At 40.7% G+C, this 15,706-nt stretch carries 22 protein-coding genes; 2 read left to right on the forward strand and 20 right to left on the reverse strand.

Annotated features, from left to right (window positions below):
* The first annotated feature begins 269 nt into the window (after positions 1-269).
* Entirely contained in the window at positions 270-743 is a 474-nt protein-coding gene (locus tag V9G42_05915) for a RidA family protein (GenBank protein MEI2758956.1), read from the forward strand.
* A 257-nt stretch (positions 744-1,000) separates the two neighbouring features.
* Here V9G42_05915 and V9G42_05920 read toward each other — a convergent pair whose 3' ends face one another.
* Entirely contained in the window at positions 1,001-1,156 is a 156-nt protein-coding gene (locus tag V9G42_05920) for a hypothetical protein (GenBank protein ID MEI2758957.1), read from the reverse strand.
* A 70-nt stretch (positions 1,157-1,226) separates the two neighbouring features.
* Here V9G42_05920 and V9G42_05925 point away from each other — a divergent pair, with 70 nt between their 5' ends.
* Complete coding sequence (locus V9G42_05925; GenBank protein MEI2758958.1) at positions 1,227-1,859, forward strand: TetR/AcrR family transcriptional regulator; 633 nt, start codon at positions 1,227-1,229, stop codon at positions 1,857-1,859.
* A 128-nt stretch (positions 1,860-1,987) separates the two neighbouring features.
* Here the strand turns inward: V9G42_05925 and V9G42_05930 are convergent, their stop codons facing one another.
* From V9G42_05930 to V9G42_06020, 19 genes are all read right to left on the reverse strand, one after another.
* Positions 1,988-2,794 carry a hypothetical protein gene (locus V9G42_05930; protein ID MEI2758959.1) on the reverse strand — a complete coding sequence of 269 codons (807 nt, stop codon included), beginning with the start codon at positions 2,792-2,794 and terminating at the stop codon, positions 1,988-1,990.
* Between the two features lie 3 nt (positions 2,795-2,797).
* Positions 2,798-3,394 carry a hypothetical protein gene (locus V9G42_05935; GenBank protein MEI2758960.1) on the reverse strand — a complete coding sequence of 199 codons (597 nt, stop codon included), beginning with the start codon at positions 3,392-3,394 and terminating at the stop codon, positions 2,798-2,800.
* Positions 3,384-4,259 (reverse strand): hypothetical protein, encoded by an 876-nt coding sequence (locus V9G42_05940; protein MEI2758961.1) that lies wholly within the window; start codon positions 4,257-4,259, stop codon positions 3,384-3,386. Before V9G42_05940 ends, V9G42_05935 begins: the two co-directional genes overlap by 11 nt.
* Before the next feature lie 2 nt (positions 4,260-4,261).
* The gene (locus tag V9G42_05945) at positions 4,262-6,169 is read right to left on the reverse strand and encodes a hypothetical protein (protein ID MEI2758962.1); all 1,908 of its coding nucleotides are present in this window, start codon (positions 6,167-6,169) and stop codon (positions 4,262-4,264) included.
* Positions 6,170-6,172: 3 nt separating this feature from the next.
* Positions 6,173-6,472 carry a hypothetical protein gene (locus tag V9G42_05950; protein ID MEI2758963.1) on the reverse strand — a complete coding sequence of 100 codons (300 nt, stop codon included), beginning with the start codon at positions 6,470-6,472 and terminating at the stop codon, positions 6,173-6,175.
* A complete protein-coding gene (locus tag V9G42_05955; GenBank protein MEI2758964.1) occupies positions 6,456-6,770 on the reverse strand; it encodes an oxidase in 315 nt (104 codons plus the stop codon). Before V9G42_05955 ends, V9G42_05950 begins: the two co-directional genes overlap by 17 nt.
* Positions 6,763-7,302 carry a hypothetical protein gene (locus V9G42_05960; protein ID MEI2758965.1) on the reverse strand — a complete coding sequence of 180 codons (540 nt, stop codon included), beginning with the start codon at positions 7,300-7,302 and terminating at the stop codon, positions 6,763-6,765. Before V9G42_05960 ends, V9G42_05955 begins: the two co-directional genes overlap by 8 nt.
* Positions 7,299-8,258, reverse strand: a complete 960-nt coding sequence (locus V9G42_05965; protein ID MEI2758966.1) for a hypothetical protein — start codon at positions 8,256-8,258, stop codon at positions 7,299-7,301. Before V9G42_05965 ends, V9G42_05960 begins: the two co-directional genes overlap by 4 nt.
* A complete protein-coding gene (locus tag V9G42_05970) occupies positions 8,255-8,848 on the reverse strand; it encodes a DUF6046 domain-containing protein (protein ID MEI2758967.1) in 594 nt (197 codons plus the stop codon). The genes V9G42_05965 and V9G42_05970 overlap by 4 nt, the downstream gene beginning before the upstream one ends.
* Entirely contained in the window at positions 8,849-10,582 is a 1,734-nt protein-coding gene (locus V9G42_05975) for a hypothetical protein (GenBank protein MEI2758968.1), read from the reverse strand.
* Positions 10,583-10,744: 162 nt separating this feature from the next.
* On the reverse strand, positions 10,745-11,077 hold the full coding sequence (locus V9G42_05980) for a hypothetical protein (GenBank protein ID MEI2758969.1): 333 nt from the start codon (positions 11,075-11,077) through the stop codon (positions 10,745-10,747).
* A gap of 14 nt (positions 11,078-11,091) precedes the next feature.
* Positions 11,092-11,523 carry a hypothetical protein gene (locus tag V9G42_05985; GenBank protein ID MEI2758970.1) on the reverse strand — a complete coding sequence of 144 codons (432 nt, stop codon included), beginning with the start codon at positions 11,521-11,523 and terminating at the stop codon, positions 11,092-11,094.
* A 12-nt stretch (positions 11,524-11,535) separates the two neighbouring features.
* A complete protein-coding gene (locus V9G42_05990) occupies positions 11,536-12,771 on the reverse strand; it encodes a DUF2586 family protein (protein ID MEI2758971.1) in 1,236 nt (411 codons plus the stop codon).
* 3 nt (positions 12,772-12,774) lie between these two features.
* Positions 12,775-13,239: a hypothetical protein gene (locus tag V9G42_05995; GenBank protein MEI2758972.1), complete on the reverse strand. Its 465-nt coding sequence runs from the start codon at positions 13,237-13,239 to the stop codon at positions 12,775-12,777.
* Between the two features lie 5 nt (positions 13,240-13,244).
* Complete coding sequence (locus tag V9G42_06000; protein ID MEI2758973.1) at positions 13,245-13,781, reverse strand: peptidoglycan-binding protein; 537 nt, start codon at positions 13,779-13,781, stop codon at positions 13,245-13,247.
* A complete protein-coding gene (locus tag V9G42_06005; protein ID MEI2758974.1) occupies positions 13,715-14,107 on the reverse strand; it encodes a hypothetical protein in 393 nt (130 codons plus the stop codon). Before V9G42_06005 ends, V9G42_06000 begins: the two co-directional genes overlap by 67 nt.
* Positions 14,104-14,379, reverse strand: coding sequence for a hypothetical protein (locus tag V9G42_06010; GenBank protein ID MEI2758975.1), 276 nt, complete (start codon positions 14,377-14,379; stop codon positions 14,104-14,106). The genes V9G42_06005 and V9G42_06010 overlap by 4 nt, the downstream gene beginning before the upstream one ends.
* A 93-nt stretch (positions 14,380-14,472) precedes the next feature.
* Positions 14,473-15,567 (reverse strand): hypothetical protein, encoded by a 1,095-nt coding sequence (locus V9G42_06015; protein ID MEI2758976.1) that lies wholly within the window; start codon positions 15,565-15,567, stop codon positions 14,473-14,475.
* Positions 15,542-15,688: a hypothetical protein gene (locus tag V9G42_06020; GenBank protein ID MEI2758977.1), complete on the reverse strand. Its 147-nt coding sequence runs from the start codon at positions 15,686-15,688 to the stop codon at positions 15,542-15,544. Before V9G42_06020 ends, V9G42_06015 begins: the two co-directional genes overlap by 26 nt.
* Positions 15,689-15,706 lie beyond the last annotated feature (18 nt).

The following is a 15,706-nucleotide window of genomic DNA, read 5'->3' on the forward strand; positions in this document are numbered from 1 at the left end:
ATAGAAAAGCATCTTTAAATCGAATTTCTTTGTCTCGGACTATTTGCCTTTCCAAGTCTGAAAGATGATTTAATGTCGGTTGACAACGCTTAGTGTGGACAAGGCTATGACCAATTTTTATTATCTAAACACACAACTTTATTCCTATATTTGAACATGTTTTTTGAATTTATTTTATTCTCAGACTACCGTTAGCGGTCTTTACAAGTGATAATTCAAAAAAAGAAGACTGACATTTTTATATAACGACACATAAATTATTAAGCAAAATGAATAAAATATATTTTCTTTTTTTACTTCTCATTTCATTGCCAGGTTTTTCTCAAACAGACACATCACTTGTTAAGTTTCGCAACCCGGCTTCGGTATCTACTCCAAAAGGGTATTCCCATTCAGTAGAAATAAATCTAGGTAATTGCAAAATGGTTATCATTTCAGGGCAAATTGCGCTTGATGACAAAGGTAATTTAGTCGGTAAGGACAATTTAGCAGCACAGACAGAGCAGGTTTTTGCCAACATTAAAAATATTGTTGTAGAAAGTGGTGGGACAATGGACGATGTAATTAAAATTGACATTTTTATGACCGACATATCGCAAGTGCAAACGATGAGAGATGTGCGTAATAAATTTCTTAGTCAACAAAAACCACCAACCAGTACACTGGTGCAAGTGAGTAAATTAGTCAGGGACGACTTGCTGATTGAAATTGAGGCGACTGTTATTATTCCTAAAAAGAATTAAAAGAATACAACGAACCACTAGCAAACAATATAGCCAATAAGGAGTTCAGAGGAATACGAAAGGTTGTAACTTGCTTCAACATTTCGTGTCCATTGATAGGAAATCTCCCGTAATCCCGCACTGGCCATATTGTTAAACATTAGGCAAAACAATCGCTCCAATGGGGCTATCAAGGTATGCTATGAACGTGGCTTAACTATGCATGTTTTGCCTAAGGGCCAGAGTTAACACATTTGAGAAACATGTGACTATTGTATCTATGTTTGCATTTTGGCGCCCCCCAAGGTTGCTGTTTGATGTGTTACGATTGTTTGTTGCTGATTGGAATGTCCTATCCACAAAATCCAATGCACATCAACCTCAATAGTGCCAAACTCACCTATAGCCTCAAACCGAAAATTAATATTAATCATTTGTTTAAAATAATTGTTCAATTCAACAATTTATTTCTACATTTGCCCCCGAAACGAATTTTAATGCAAAATGGCGAAAGGTAAAGAAGTAAAAACATTAGACACTACAACAGAAGAAAAAATAAAATCTGCTGCCCGAATTGTATTTCACAAGAAAGGATATTCTGCCACTCGGACAAGGGATATTGCAGAAGAAGCCGACATCAATCTTGCTTTGCTCAATTATTATTTCCGAAGTAAAGAAAAGTTGTTTGACATCATAATGCTTGAAACTGTTTTTGGATTTATGCAGACAATGGCAACGATACTGAACAACGAGAAAAGTACATTGAATAAGAAAGTTGAATTAGTCGCCTCTCATTACATAGACTTTATTATCAAAGAGCCGAATATTCCGATTTTTATGTTGAGTGAAATCCGCAACAACTCGGGCGGACTGTTAGAGAAATTGCCTATAAAACAAATTGTGATGAACTCTGCATTTGTCAAGCAACATAAGGAAGCCGTTATAAAAGGAAAAATTGTCGAACCAAACCCATTACATTTTTTAATGAATATATTGAGTTTAGTCATTTTTCCTTTTATCGCACAACCGCTTTTACAAGGCATTAGCGGGTTGAATGAAACACAGTTTAACAAGCTGATGCAAGAGCGTAGAAAGCTGATACCTGTTTGGATAAAAGCAACAATGAAAGCGAAATAATTTTTTTGCCACAATGTTAATCAAATGATTGAAACATAAACATAAATAGTAAAAACGCAAAGTTAAAAAGGATAAATTTTTAAATAGAAAGGTATAAATTTAACATTTGGATGATTTTCGGAAAAATATTAGTCCAAAGGCACTTCTATTCCATCCAAATAAATAACCGAATCCCATCCTACGGTTGCGGCCACTCCTGCAGTTGATGATGCCACGATTTCGCCATTTTGAACAAACCCTGATGATGCACTATTAATATGAAGGATTGTTATTTTATCAAGCATTCCAGAAGCTGCATGTATATCTCTAAATGGAGCAGAAACCCTTATTAATTTAGATGGTCTATAACCAACAGGAAGAATAGTGAATGGTAAAACAGTTGACAATAGCGTTTCTGGGACATTGACATAGCCTCTAAATTGAAGTGTCTTACGTTTAGTTCTTCGTACACTAATATGTGGTATTGCACCACTGTAAGCGGCAGATGATGATGCGCCATTAATTGGCGTTAAATCAACCCAATCCTCCTCATCATGCAGTCGCTGGCCGTCAAGCGCAAGCGATGTTCCCGGTGCGGCTGAAACTACCACCGCTTCGCGTATCAAATACTGATTAGTTGTACCGCCCGACTCCAGCGGCTCAGTGCCTGATGGGTCGGGTGTTTCCAACACCTGAAATTGATATATCTCGCCCGGATTAAGCGTGGGCAGCACTCCTGCCTGCACAGGCAATATCTCACCCGCAAGCACTACCGCGCCTGCCGAATAGTTAGCGCCTGTAACCTCGCAACCATATATGATGAGGCTGTCGGTATTGTTTATTCCAAAGCCTTTTAAAAACTCTTTAATTGCATCTTTTGTGGCGTTTTGCAGCCATTCAAAATCTTCCGCTTCAACTGCGTTTCCTCCAAAAGTCAGATAGTTTAACCTGTTCATGTATTAGTATATTTGAATTGAATATTTTTTACCTGCAAGGCGGTAGTAATTAACCACCGCTTTCATTTCGTTCGTGTCAAAAATTACATTTGACGGCACCCACACAATAAAATCATCCTGACTGTATATCTCAGCTTTGGTGATGATGACCACTCTACTTCTGCTATATTGCCAATCGGCATTACCAACGGCAGGTACGCTGTTGGTGTTCACATTAACTGCGCGATACACTCCTGTATCGTACTGTGCAAATTCACCAACTTGATAGGTGTGTGCCGCATTCCATTTCCGGTAGATGTAGTTCTTTGGTTTTATCTCAGGTTTGTTGTAAATATACAACCCGACAATGCTGTTCACGTTTTCAATATAAATAAGCCTTTGCGTAGGGTCAAATCTATCATTCAAAACATGCTCCATATAAATTATTTGTCCATCAAACGACATTTGATATAGCAGCCTGTTGACTGTCGCCACCGTCTGTGTATGCAGGACTTTAATGGGCGTAAGCAACGTGTCCATTAATCCTTTCCATTTATCCTTACGTTTAAACCATGGCAGGAATATCCTTGCGAACGATAGCCAGTTAATATTATACCCCATAAGCCTGATAAGTCAGTTGTGTATTAAGTGGGAAAAGCGGGTCAACTATCAAATAACCTGCATTCGGCAGATAACGCTCTACGATAGCATTGTAAGCAAGCAATCCATATTTCGCTTCCGCACTAATCTGAATCACATCTTCAACTCCGCTTGCAGCTTGTATGGCATCAACAAGCTCGCTCAGTTCAAAAACGCCATTGAATGGCAGATTTGAAATAAAATTATTAATGGCATCTTCCACAGGAAACACTGCCGGGTTTGAAAGCTGGCTGCCGTCAGCAGCAAGCACAAGCGGATTGTAATAGATCTTGTAAGCCAGTTTCAGTAAGTCAGGCAAGAAGCTGCTGCATATCGTATCCGTTCCTGCAAATTTTATATCATTGATATACGCATCAAATGCCGCAAGCTCTGCTGATGTCAGAGGAGTTAAAACACCTGAAACCAACTTCGCAACTTTTATCCTCACAAAGCCTCCACCTTCAACTACCGCGCAGCGTTTGATGATTTGTTTGGTTGCATCAATTACCGCATATTCGTATTTCAGCGTAGTTGGATTCCACACTAAACTATCGCCAAACTGAAACTTGAACGCCTCCTGCTGATACCACAGTGCCGTACCTGGGCGGCTGTATGCGGCAATATCTTCAAGCTGCTTTTTCATCAAATCCCAAAGTGTCTCATGTATCCACAACGCTACAGCCACAATGTAAAATATTAATCTCCACACCGCCACTTTGCTTGGTGTCGTAAGGTCAGAAAGCAGCGTTTGCTCATCATCTATTACTGGAGTCAATGAATTAATATGTGGCTGAGTGTTTTTCTCAGATACAAGTTGTTGATATATTTCCGATACTGTCCTGGCCATAGTTAATAATTTTGGTAATATTCTACCTGAAGCGATGGGCTTCCGATACCTATTGATTTCAATACAACAAAACCTCCGTCATTAATTACTAAATCAACTCCTCCGGGGCATTTTATAAGACCATGTACCAATGTTAAATTAATACCCACCACATTAATTCTTATTTTTCTATAAATAAACTCTGATTTCGGGCTAACAACCACCGCTCCTATTATATCATTAATTGTTAAATCTCCTGTAGAAGTGATTTCAAACATTCCACAAAAAGGAACATAAGAACTGCTATCAGATAGGTCAATGGTTGTCGATGCTACAGGTATATTTATTATATTTAAGCCTACCTTTCTGAAATTTGAATGTGTAGTTGTAATTCTAATGTTGTCCTGATGAAGTGTTTTGTCAAAAACCTGAAAAACAGAAACCCCATCTGTATAGGTAGTCAATGCTTCGCCTGATTCAAATCTGCAATTCACTAATCCCTTCAATGAATCTTTACAGGCCAATACATTGGTGTAATTGTTTGCAACAACATCTTCAATCGTTCCATCGTTCAAATCGCTGTTAATAATTGCCCTGCCTGAGACTTTACAACCCCTAATTATTCCAGCATTGTTGTAACAATGTAATACTCCGGAAGAGCATGTATTATTATAACACTTGTCATTACCCCAATCAAACACAGCAATTGCATTAGCATAATTATATTCAACCAAACTCGTAGAGCCAATAACATTACCTCTCTTATCTATACGTTTAAGCAATGTACCGCTTTGAACATCAAAATAACACTGATCTATCTCGGTTATATAGCTTGGCGACCCTAATGCCACCAATTGCCAATCAGTCGGATTAGTAGTCGGATTTCCAAAATTTCCGCCTACTAAATTCTTATAATGCATACCATTCCATATCACTACATCATTGTAATTAACAATGAGAGTACTACGCCATTTTCCTTTTTGAACAATTGACCAGTTCACCAAATCGGTATCAGGATTAGAACCTGCATCATCTGTCATGTTACGATAATATTTGCCATTGTATAATACAATCTCTGTGTCATTAATTGTCATACCTGCGGACCAAACGCCCCTATATATCCCAAAACCAATATAACTACCTACTTGTTGGTTGTCGGGATTTTGAGCAATATAATAACCTGATGGATCAACATAATTAGACGTAACACCCATCAAAAAAACACTTTTATCAGTGAGGTAATAAATCCTTCCGGGTGCAATTCTTAAACCGGCAATATGTGCTAACAATTGTGCATGTGTAAGCTGTTCAATGTTTGGAAATGGCATCCACACACCGGCACTAAGTTCGTTGTTAAAGTTAGTACTAAAGTATGTTGGCAGCATCATAACATACAACCATTGATTATATCGCACCACTGTACCGGCCTGATAATATGTGTTTACCTGATGAAATTCACCGAATGTGCCCTTACTTGCCGATACCTCTATCCAAAATGGTGATGGCGATGTAGGTGCATTGCCCTGAGTAATAGCAGTTGCTCTCCATAATTTATCCTGATAACGACATGTATCATTCACAGCGTAAGTGAATGCATTATCATACGGAGGAAAAGAATATTTTATTTGATTGCCGTCCGTTATCTTATCCCACTGTGCAGGCGTTACATCAGGCTGATGATTAATATTTCCATTGGTTGACGACTGATATACACTACCAAGATACACGCAGCATTCGCCTTGTTCAAACATACGTGTACTTTTCCACTCACGAAGGTTCAGCAAGTCCTTATCATCAATTCTGTGAATCATACTGTCCACAATCGGAGTAAGAATATCATTAGCCTGTTGTCCGGTAATTAAGTTATTACCGTTCGGAATTATGTATGTATTTATAAAATTATTTAGCCAAGTTCTTATCTGTACCGCCATATCTTAATTGTTAAAATAATCATCGTTAAAATCATCATTAAAATCGCCATGCATTCCGGCAACTGTATCATCAAAGCTAACAGGCTTCAGTTTCCTGTCTTTGTAGTACTTCAACATATCAGCATCACCTGCAGGCGACACCGCTTTCAGCATTGTTCCGGGCGCAATGTTTATATCTAATCCCGTCTTATCAGGATTATCTGCTATCAAATCAAACACACTTTCAATCGTGCCATACTCCTGTATTGCTAAGTCAAAAACGGTTTGCTTTACTTCACACCTGAATTTACTCCGCGCTTTCATACTGATAATACGCCTCCACTCGTAAACTTTCAATACTTTCTAATTTCAGAGACGTTATTCTCATTCCGTCCTTTTCAAACTGCTCATTAATTTCAGAAGATAAATCACCCAAATCAACCTCATCTTGCAAAAACTCATTAATACCAACTCCCACATCAGGAAACTGCTTGTATTGACCTTTATTCGCAAGCAATATACAAAGCTGATGCTGGTCTGTGCTTTCACCTATAACAAGGTCGCCATCCTTTATTACAAGGTCGTAATCCGCGTCTATAAGTATGTCCTTTACCTCAGCCATGTTTTACTTTGCTGTTTTCAACCTGCGATGCCTGTATTGTTTGCACAGGCGCGCCTGTTGGTATAAGTGTAGTGCTGCCACTCACTGAATGTGTGTGCGCATTAAATTGTTGTATAAACTGATTAATCAACTGCAGCAAATCATTTATTTTAATCATGCTGCCATATTGGTCGCCATTCAACAGCAAGTTGCCGTTATCATCAAACAGTATTGTAACACCGCTTGCATTCTTTATAAGCAGCGTTTTAATTTTCGTAAATTGGGAAATATAGAAATAATTACTCCTTGCAATCGGCTCAACTATTACATAACTGCCCGTTTCAGGAATCGGAATCATGCCGTAATCGCTGCTATCAACTGTTGGTTTCAGGCGCACATCATAATATATGCTGCCTCCGGAAATAGGCATTACGTCACAGGTGTAATCATTCGTATTAACACCCTCAACTTTGCCGACAAACGAACCTGTCGGCACAGATGCACGTGCAATCTTCTGAATCAAATAGGCTATTTGCTCACTCCTGTTGCTCATGCAGATGCTTTTTTACCAAGCTCATTTTCTCTCCTGTAACCACTGCTTCCGTAGGTTACTTTTACGCTATCAATAAAATATTTTCCGTCTCGCTCAGGTTGCCGTTTGTTGCGAAGTATTGCAATAGCCGTATGTTGCGACTGCGGAAACCCAAACGTTGTCAGCGTGCCTCTGTAACCGTCATATTTTAACTCCTGTATTGCCTGTTTTGCAAGGCGGTTAAGTTCCGCAGTGTCTTTTATGTTGTAAAAATGCTTTGTAACACAGTCGCCTCCATCATCGCCAACTTCTACTTCTATTTTAGTGTTATCGGGCATCATGCTCACCGCTTTTACTTTCACCTTCACATCCGTTGCAAGTTTATACACTAAGTTAAGCGCATCATTCTTTGGTACGTTTTCCTGAAAATCATATACCACATCTTCAATTCCTTTCTCATAATACGGAAATCCCGCAAACATTTTTTTACCTCTGAAATAAATCGTCAGCAGGTACTCGTCTTTCAGCTTTTGCAATGCCTGATACTTACTCACGCTGTTCAGGCGGAATGGCGCAAGTGTTATGGAAGGAATGTCGGTAAGCTCCACATCCGGCACTAAATATTTAAGCAAGTCTTTCAATTCAATACTCCGCCATGATTGAGTAACTTCTGTTTCTTTCAGCATGTATGATTCATCTTCACATTTTACTTCAATGGGCATCATAGGCGATACTTCGCTTACATAACCTTCAAACTCCGTTATCAATTCGTCATCGTAACCGAGTTCTATTTTCACAGGCTGCTTAACTTTTAGTTTGTAATCCGTTTTTTGAGGGTCTAACAGTTGCTCATAGCGCGGTAATTTTATCGTTGCCGTTTGCGTAAGGTTTTTCCATGCCGAATAAATCTCAACAGAATTGATTTGGTTTTCAAACACCATATCTCCAATCGTAACAACCGAACGCATCCTTTTCATTTCGTTTGTTTCAGTTTGATGTTAAACAATTGGTCACTTACGGCATTGATTTGATAAGCGATATAATTCTGTGCGCCTTCAATGCAATTCACTTCTGCCGATTCTACGGCTATGTACGTTACCCCGAAAATACGAGCAAGCGCATTGGTTATGCGCAGGTGTTTTTGTTTTTCAAGAATATTCCGCAAATCGCGCACTGCTTTTTCAGGATACTCATTCGCCTCATTATTAAACAGAAACCCTTTAATGTTGATTCCATAATCATCCTGACTGTACAGCTCTTTAAAACTTCCCTGCTTGCTGTCAATGGCTGTCTTCACAATGGTTTTATTCAACCTGAAAACTATCATCGGTTCGCCCTGAAGCTCCACCTCTAATGTGTCAAACTCATCTTCATATTTTAGTGTACAGGGCAAAAAAATAGGTGTGCCAAGCAGCGATGTTTTACCGTTTGCTTTGGCGTGAGCTTGCAGCGTGTCATAATTGCTGCCTTGTGCTGTTTTTGCAGGTGGCTGATTAAGCATATAAGGATAATGAGCCGTCCACCGCAGCGATTCACTTTGTAACGCACCCAAATTATATTCCTTCATCTATTGTCCGTTAGTTGCCATTGCTGATTCTGCCCCACTCAACACCCTCACCAAAGCCTCTTCCAGGATGCCTGCAATCTCATTAGCCCCTTCTCTCATAGAAGTTGAGTGAATTTCTATATTATCTGTAAATCGTTGAATAGTTACACTGATATTCCTGGTAACCTTGCCACCACCACTCACCTCTGCAAGTCCTTTACCAATGTCTTTAGTGTCCTCAATGTCTGAAGGCGCGTCTCCTCCTGTTGGGAAAAATTCAGAATACGGACTTGTTTCATCTTGCTTCTTTTTTTCCTCAGCATTTTTCAGAGCCTTTTCTACATAAAAATCATGCAAGCCGTCTTTATATGCATTGTTATACGCCTCTGATACACTCTTATAATTCCCCTCCTTTAGTCCATTGTAAACACCTACAGGTGTTGTAATATTCAAAAGCCCCTTGCCGAATGACTTGGCCGCATCGCCCCATCTGCCTTCACGCACAGCATTCACTCCGTCCAGTATAGGCCCAAAAACTGTTTTAAAAAACTCCCCAATGTTGCTGAAGATGGTTTTTATTGAAGCCCAAAATCCATAAAGAAATCCGCGAAAGTTTTCACTCGTGTCCCATGCATACATTACACCTGCTGTTATCAAACCAATAGCGGCTGCCACCAAACCAAGAGGATTATCTACCCATGCTTTATTCAGTGCTGTTGTCGCCAGCGTCCATCCTTCTGTAACCAATGTTACAACTCCTATTACTCCTTCAGTTATAAGTATATCGGCTCGTGCAAGATTAGAGGCTACCTTTAATGCTACAAAAGCTGCCGCAGCTCCAAGCACTCCGTAACCAATAGCTTTAAAAAAATTAGCTATGTCGCTCTTATGTTCTAACAACCATCCAAACACTGCTTGGATTCCACCAACTAAGGCATCCAATGCAGGTTTCATGGCACGAAGTCCATCAACTATCAGTTCTCCAAAGGCCTCCTTTGCTTCATCTACGTCATTAGCCATCTGCTTCATAAACCCTGTTCCACTTTGTGCTGCCGCCACTGCACTGCCTCCGAACTCCTTATTGAGCTCGGTAAGTATCATCATTTGCGCCTCTTGCGGCTTACCGGCAGCAACCAGTTTTTCTATACCGGCCTTCTGTTGTTCTGTAAACGATACACCAACTCTACTCAGAGCAGATATTCCTTTCATCGGGTCGTTTAACGCTTTACCAACCTGCAGAGTAGCCCCTTTTAAATCGCCTCCCATCTTGGTAGCCAAGTCCTGTATGGCCGGGATAGAATCTTTAAATATTTTACCTTTTATGTTTGTAAAGGTGAGCAAAACTGATTGCGCTCGCTCTGTTTCTTCATCTCCAAACATTGTTGTTTTCTGCAAAGCTTCCGCCTGTGCTTTCATTTCGTTAATTGAAACACCTACAGCACCGCCTGTACTTTTCCATGTGGCACGCAATTGTCCTAAAGCCTGATCCTGAGCATTAAATGATTCAACAGAAGCTGCGCCAAATTCAAATAACTTCGTAACAGCCATTGATATATCACCGGCTGTAACCCTAAATACACTACGCAGCGAACTCAGAAAACCGCCACCGCTTCCACCGGAGCTATCCCCGGTTTTTGCAATAGTGTTTTGCAAAACCTCCATCTTTCCGGATAACCTGTCCGCGCCTTCTGATACAACTTTCAGTTGCGCGCTTATGTCCTCCTGAAGTTTAAGCCGCCATTCACTTGCTGTCATTTTCTTTTTTTCTTATCCAGATTAACTCATTAAACCGCGATGCCCACTCGTCATCACTCAATAAATCAGGCTCGTTAATATGCATGTAGTAGCGAAGCTGTGCATTAACGAGCCTGATGAAGTTTGCTATGTTTTTTACGTCTTCTCTGACCTCAGTTTCGCTTATAACTTTTTTATGCTGCTCTCCGCAATTTTTACCAAGCCCGCGCATTTTGTTTCTGCCGCAAGGCGCAGGTAATCATCCGTGCGCAATTCCTCATCACCGGCAACAAATCCATTTGTAAATATCACCTCATTGAACCTAACCGGGTCATCCATGTATTTGCTTGCAACGCTCAGCGTGTTTCTATCTGGCGATTTAACAATGCAGTTGTATTCTCTTCCGTCTTTGCCCTTCACCGTAATCAGGTGAAGCTCCCGGTCTGCATGTTTGGCTTTAAGCTGCTTTATTTCAGCGGCTGTCACCTCAAATGGTTTTTTTTCTTTGTCTGACATTTTGTATTTTGATTTTATACGTTTAACTTTATTTGTGCGCAGATATATGGCATCTCAATCTCCTGATGCATGTCACCCGTTTTCATTCCCTTTTGCCACTCCGTAAACACGCAATAAACACATTGATCTGTTACAACAATATTATCATCACCTGCATAAGCAAAAGTCAAATTAAAGGGCTGTAGCTGTGTGGGCGATTCATTACCGGCAATAGCTCTCACCATCGCCTCAAATTCGCTTTGTAATATTTTGATCTTGCCACTGAATGAACGCTTGCCTTCGCCTAATGCAACAGGCAGGTTGCCTGCAGCATGAATAAACTCCTTATCCTGTTTTTCGCTATACGAAAACTCTGTTATCCCCTGCACGGGAATTGTTTTGCCCGGAAGGATTGCCTGAACCCTTGCCCAGCTATACTCTTTACCTATTACTACGTTTACTGCCATTTTCTATTATTTTTATACCGATGCTGCAAAGCCTATTACTACTTTAATTTTCCTTGAGGTTCCTGTTTTTACAATGTCAACCTCTATATTAATCGTGTCGGTTGTTAACACATCCTGATCCGGGTCAACGTATGCACTCACGGCCACTATTTCACCCCTGCTGGCCATTTCATCATTAATTGCCTTTTCTATAATCCCCTGATAGTGCTTGCATGTTGATGGCGCAAGCTTTCCTGTGGAAGCTTCCACCTGCACTTCATCCAAAATTTCATCTACATATACCTTTCGGGCAATACGAGCTGCTTTGTCAAGTACACGACCATGTGATATATACAGTGCATCCTGATTATATGGCGATGCCGTGTGGTCATCGTTAATGTAATATCCGGCTTTGCCTGTAAATGGTCGGAAAAAGATATAGCCGAAATCATCTAAGGTGTCAAGATTGGCATCAGTATATGTTGTCACCTTATTTCCGTTGCTGAAACCCGCATTAATTAACGGCAGCTTGCCGTCTTTTACTCGACCGGCATTTCGGTTAACAGGTATTGCAGCTTCACGGCCTAAAAACAAACCAAGTGATGCATACTTGGCAGCCCATGCATTAGCCGTTGAGTAATCATTGTCGTTACCTATAACGAGACTTACTCTGTTTGCATTAAATCCTGTCAATGGGTCGCGCATGTTGGTGCTTGTAGCCACAGAGCCTTGCCAGTTGTACCCTTCTATAAATATCTGAAGTGGACGAAACAAATTAAACTCGTCATCATACAATGCCTGTGCATTTGCCATTGCCAATGCAATATCAGTATCTAACTGCGCTGCGTATGTTGGCGTATATGCTCCATCAGGTGTGCGGCATACGCCAAGCAGCTTCACATTACCGTTAGCGGCAATGAGCATTTTCTTAGCATAATTAGCATTGGTTTTATCAACCAATGCTGACATGAGTACGGTTTTTGCCACCACCATCACATATAGTTTCAACCCTTTGTTTTCGCTCCAGGAGTAAAAATCACTAATATGTTTCCATGCATTGGTAGTGTTGGTTGTATCATACGCCTGTGTTATTCCAAGAGCCTCAAAGTCGGCAAGCGAATTGCCCTCTAAAATATCTCCAAGTACAAATGAGCCGCCTACTGCTACACCGGACAATATCAATCCGGATACCCCATCGCTTGATGGTGCTATGCGCCCCAAACGATCATTATCTATCGCTACGTTAACATTAGGTAATGTATGTGCCATTTTTTATTTTTTTAGTAAAAAGATTATATATATTAACATTAACAGCAGGCATAAACCTCCGAATATTGCCAGGTACTTCACCGACTCCGGGACCTTTAGCTTTACAAAAGTTTCTTTTTGCATCAAAGAGTCATAAACAGACCGATACATCTGCACTTCCTTTTCCTTCAACTTCAGCTGAAGCTCTGTTTCATCGCAATGTGCAGAAGCATATATAGTATCATGTTGCATGCGCACGCTAACCGTTGCTTTTCCACTACTTGTACTTATTGTTCTGCCCTGTGTGGCCGATGCCGGTATGCTTAAACGAACAGTGTCACCTTTAATAATGATTACAGTGTCTCTGTAATACTCTCTCTCCTTCACATATACACTGTCCATAGTGGTTCTTGTAGCGGAGTCAGACAGCTTCCTGCTGCATCCGCTCACAAGCGACCCTAAAACCAAAATCAAAATGGTAATCCTCATAATTATCATTGAATGTAACTTGCCACCATGTATATCTGTCTCGCCTGCCTTCGCTTTCTATACACACCATCGCCTTCGCGACTAAGCATGTCATTAGTATTTCCCTCCACTGTTATGATGCAATCTTTTTGTATTGACTCAATTAACCCTTGATGAGCTATGCGTTTCATCTCCGGAAAATATATCCCAAAAACATCACCGCATCTTATATTACTATTACTGAATGATGTACCCGAACCACGCTTATATACAACAGCATTGCCTCTAAACCACACAGGGCAATAGCCGCTTAGGGGTGTACTAATGTTGCATTGCCTAAAGCACCATGCCACAAATGCTGCACACCAGGGATTGCCTTTTTTTAAATTAACCGCTTCAAGATATAGCTCTATCTGCACACCATCGTTACGACCGGTAGCTTCACGCACTCCTATCTGCGATTGCGCTGTTTCTATAACAGCAGCGCGTTTGTCATCTATACCGCCAGCGTGAGCAGTACAAACGATAAAAAGTAAAGAGAAAATACAAATAATCCTACCCATACTTTATGAATGTTTGAAAGATTGTTAAAGTCTGTTTTAAATTGCGTTTGAAAGAACACAAATAACTCCTTCCAAACCATACGGATGCCGGCCCAGGCAAGTCCGTTAAAAACTAATGAAGCAATCACCGCAAAGAGTATCTTTTGTAAAATACCGGCATCATAAGTAGCACTGGTGGGGTCTATAAACCGCAGCACAGGAACACTCGAAATAAACACAACTATAGCCAAAGGTATTGTCCACAACTCCAGCAGCCATGTTTTAAACCACCTCAACAGGTTTCCTACACCTTTTTCTAAAAGATATGCAAGCAAAGTGCCTCTCATTTTTTATCGGATTTTTTCTTATTAACTTCAGCTTTCAATTCAGCTTCCGCCTCTGCCTTTGCTTTCAATTCAGCTTCTGCAGAATGTCCATCATCATTCAGACCAGGTTTTTCAAAGGTGTGCACCTCCTTATCCTTTAATGTGAATGAGTGGTTATTTGCATCATTACGACTTGTAAAACACGTGCCATCACTGGTAACGTACATTTCTTTTGCATCCTTGCTAAGCTTAAATGCTGCTGATGCTAATCTTTTTGCTTCTTGATTTTCCATTGTTTGCTTTGTTGTTGTGTTTGATTTTATCCGGATTAAGAAGTGCGCCTGAGCGCACTCCTTCCGGACTTTTCAACCCCTGAATAATTGCTTTTATGTTTTAGAGAAAACCGATGCCTGAAGTTTATTTCTTATTGGCAAATACAATCCGCGTTTTTGGAACCCGATAATATCACCACGTTGCTGGGGGTCTTTTTCGGTAACAAACATGTCCCATGTTCCATCAGCACGCATCACCTCACTTCCCACAAAAAAGAGCGAGCTTGCAACAGAGTCTGACCCTGCAGGAGCTGCACCAAAGGCAACCTTCGCACTGGTAGTGGTATTATAACGTGCAGTATGTGTATTCACATACATATCAAAGCCTGAATAACGCAAAGGCGAACCTTCCTTTTGGTCAACATATTGCTTGGTAAGCGTGGCATCTTCGTTTAGCAACTGGCGCAAGTGTGTGGGGTGCAACACCGCAACACGACCACCTTGCGGTGCATCCAACTTAGTAAACGCCTCAGCAACCATTGTAATATCTTTCAACGTCATTGCCTTGGTGCCACCGGCAGCAGCATCAGCCGCTCCTGAAGTTACATTCACAGGTGTATAGGCTGCATTGGCTTGTGGGGCATAATTATGAAGCGCATGTTGTGTTGTCTTTTTACTGATAGCACTTTGGTGCTGTCTGATTACGCTGGCTCTTTTATCGTATGCCGACTCCATCTCTTCAACATTTCTCACCACTGTATTTTCACTATCATAAGTTGCTAATGGCAATGCTAATGGTGCATCTGTACGTGGTGCTGTTGCTACGGGATAAGTAGTATTATTAATTAGAACGTTGGGGTCAACACCTGCTTCGGCTAAGTTTATCGTGTTAAACTCTACCCATGCACTCATATCAACAGCCCTCACCAAAAAGTCTGATGCCGGATAGAAGCCTTCCATAATATCTGAAATCCAAATCTCTTTGTTTACCCCTGCCCATGCAAGTCCTGAATCGGCAGTACGCGGAATAAAGCTGCACACAAAACCTGTTGCGCCTCCGGTAAGTGCTGCGTTGGCTAAATCAAAGCCTGCGCCCTGAGCGTTGGTAGTTGCCGCCAGTGCAAAAAAGATTGCCGCCATAAACAGCGTGTTGTAAGCAAGGGTTGCTGTTGCGTTAATTGCCTTAAAAAGGCTTTTTTGTTTTTTCATTGTTATTGTTGTTGTTGCTTTTTTGTTTGTATTTTTCAATTATATAAACCAATCTGTTTAGCCCTCTCTGCATCAGCCAACCTACTGTTCCGCCTATTGCCGCCAGTGTAATGGTGTGCATCAGGTCTTTATAGGTGAT

This window comes from Bacteroidia bacterium, from assembly GCA_037045145.1.
In the GTDB taxonomy this organism is placed as follows: Bacteria; Bacteroidota; Bacteroidia; order AKYH767-A; family OLB10; genus OLB10.

Coding starts and splice junctions, on each gene's coding strand:
- V9G42_05915 (MEI2758956.1), top strand. CDS start 270: ATGAATAAAATATATTTTCTTTTTTTACTTCTCATTTCATTGCCAGGT.
- V9G42_05920 (MEI2758957.1), bottom strand. CDS start 1,156: ATGATTAATATTAATTTTCGGTTTGAGGCTATAGGTGAGTTTGGCACT.
- V9G42_05925 (MEI2758958.1), top strand. CDS start 1,227: ATGGCGAAAGGTAAAGAAGTAAAAACATTAGACACTACAACAGAAGAA.
- V9G42_05930 (MEI2758959.1), bottom strand. CDS start 2,794: ATGAACAGGTTAAACTATCTGACTTTTGGAGGAAACGCAGTTGAAGCG.
- V9G42_05935 (MEI2758960.1), bottom strand. CDS start 3,394: ATGGGGTATAATATTAACTGGCTATCGTTCGCAAGGATATTCCTGCCA.
- V9G42_05940 (MEI2758961.1), bottom strand. CDS start 4,259: ATGGCCAGGACAGTATCGGAAATATATCAACAACTTGTATCTGAGAAA.
- V9G42_05945 (MEI2758962.1), bottom strand. CDS start 6,169: ATGGCGGTACAGATAAGAACTTGGCTAAATAATTTTATAAATACATAC.
- V9G42_05950 (MEI2758963.1), bottom strand. CDS start 6,472: ATGAAAGCGCGGAGTAAATTCAGGTGTGAAGTAAAGCAAACCGTTTTT.
- V9G42_05955 (MEI2758964.1), bottom strand. CDS start 6,770: ATGGCTGAGGTAAAGGACATACTTATAGACGCGGATTACGACCTTGTA.
- V9G42_05960 (MEI2758965.1), bottom strand. CDS start 7,302: ATGAGCAACAGGAGTGAGCAAATAGCCTATTTGATTCAGAAGATTGCA.
- V9G42_05965 (MEI2758966.1), bottom strand. CDS start 8,258: ATGAAAAGGATGCGTTCGGTTGTTACGATTGGAGATATGGTGTTTGAA.
- V9G42_05970 (MEI2758967.1), bottom strand. CDS start 8,848: ATGAAGGAATATAATTTGGGTGCGTTACAAAGTGAATCGCTGCGGTGG.
- V9G42_05975 (MEI2758968.1), bottom strand. CDS start 10,582: ATGACAGCAAGTGAATGGCGGCTTAAACTTCAGGAGGACATAAGCGCG.
- V9G42_05980 (MEI2758969.1), bottom strand. CDS start 11,077: ATGTCAGACAAAGAAAAAAAACCATTTGAGGTGACAGCCGCTGAAATA.
- V9G42_05985 (MEI2758970.1), bottom strand. CDS start 11,523: ATGGCAGTAAACGTAGTAATAGGTAAAGAGTATAGCTGGGCAAGGGTT.
- V9G42_05990 (MEI2758971.1), bottom strand. CDS start 12,771: ATGGCACATACATTACCTAATGTTAACGTAGCGATAGATAATGATCGT.
- V9G42_05995 (MEI2758972.1), bottom strand. CDS start 13,239: ATGAGGATTACCATTTTGATTTTGGTTTTAGGGTCGCTTGTGAGCGGA.
- V9G42_06000 (MEI2758973.1), bottom strand. CDS start 13,781: ATGGGTAGGATTATTTGTATTTTCTCTTTACTTTTTATCGTTTGTACT.
- V9G42_06005 (MEI2758974.1), bottom strand. CDS start 14,107: ATGAGAGGCACTTTGCTTGCATATCTTTTAGAAAAAGGTGTAGGAAAC.
- V9G42_06010 (MEI2758975.1), bottom strand. CDS start 14,379: ATGGAAAATCAAGAAGCAAAAAGATTAGCATCAGCAGCATTTAAGCTT.
- V9G42_06015 (MEI2758976.1), bottom strand. CDS start 15,567: ATGAAAAAACAAAAAAGCCTTTTTAAGGCAATTAACGCAACAGCAACC.
- V9G42_06020 (MEI2758977.1), bottom strand. CDS start 15,688: ATGCACACCATTACACTGGCGGCAATAGGCGGAACAGTAGGTTGGCTG.